Annotated in this window: 1 protein-coding gene; it reads right to left on the bottom strand. The window is 71.3% G+C overall.

What is annotated here, in order from left to right; genetic code table 11:
• Positions 1–958, bottom strand: a 958-nt coding sequence (locus tag AQJ11_RS44990; protein WP_059267384.1) for an IS481 family transposase, incomplete at its 3' end; no start/stop codon positions are given.
• Positions 959–1,071 lie beyond the last annotated feature (113 nt).

Consider the following 1,071-nt stretch of genomic DNA (forward strand, 5'->3'; position numbering starts at 1 on the left):
TGTGCTGTTCGGACAGGTTGGTGACGCGGCTGGCTGGTGGTTGGCCGCTGATGCCGGTGTGGGGTCGGTGGTAGTTGTACCAGTGAAGCCAGTCGGGAAACGCTGCCTGCCGTTCGGTGTCTGAGGTGTAGGGCCGGATGTAGGCCCATTCGTCGAGCAGGGTGCGGTGGAAGCGTTCGACCTTGCCGTTGGTCTGGGGCCGCCAGGGCCGGGTCCAGCGGGGGCTGATGCCCAACTCGTGGCAGGTGTCGCGCCAGGTGTTCTTGGTGTAGGCCCAGGCGTTGTCGGTGAGGACGCGTTCGACGGTGATGCCCTGGGCGGCGAACCAGGCGGTTGCTCGTCGCAGGAAGCCGGCGCAGGTGGCGGCGGTCTCGTCGGGGAGGTCTTCGGTGTAGGCGAGGCGGGTGTGGTCGTCCAGGGCGGTGTGGAGGTAGGCGTATCCGGCTCCGTTGCGGCGGTTCTTGTTCGGGCTGCCGGCCGCCCGGCCGAGGACTTTGTGGCCGCCGCCGTCGGGGATGCGGCCGAGTTTCTTGACGTCGATGTGGACGAGCTCGCCGGGCCGGGCGCGTTCGTAGCGGCGGACGGGTTCGCCGGTGGCCCGGTCGGTGGCGGCCAGGGCGGGCAGGCCGTGCCGGACCAGGATGCGGTGGGCGGTGGACGCGGCGACACCGGCGCGGGCGGCCAGCCGCACCGGCCCGATCCGGTGCCGGCGCCGCAGCCGCACGACCTGCCTTTCGACCGCGGCGGGCGTCTGGCGGGGGCTGTGGTGGGGGCGGCTGGAGCGATCGTGCATCCCGGCTTCGCCCAGTTGCCGGTAGCGGCTCGCCCAGCGGGCGGCGGTGGTGTGGCTGACCTGGAAGCGTTCCGCGGCCCTGCGCAGCGGCCAGCCGTCGTCCACGACACACCGGGCCAGACGGAGCCTGCCGGTCGGGGTCAGCGGGGCGTTACGGTGGGACACGAGGGCCTCCTGGCGGTCGGTGCAGACTTCGCAATCCACACCGAACCCGGAAGGCCCTCACCTTTTCAAGCACCCAGCACGCGTGTCACCAACGTCCCGGGACAACACACCTA

Origin of the sequence: Streptomyces corchorusii, from assembly GCF_001514055.1 — a bacterium.
GTDB classification, from domain to species: Bacteria; Actinomycetota; Actinomycetes; order Streptomycetales; family Streptomycetaceae; genus Streptomyces; species Streptomyces olivaceoviridis.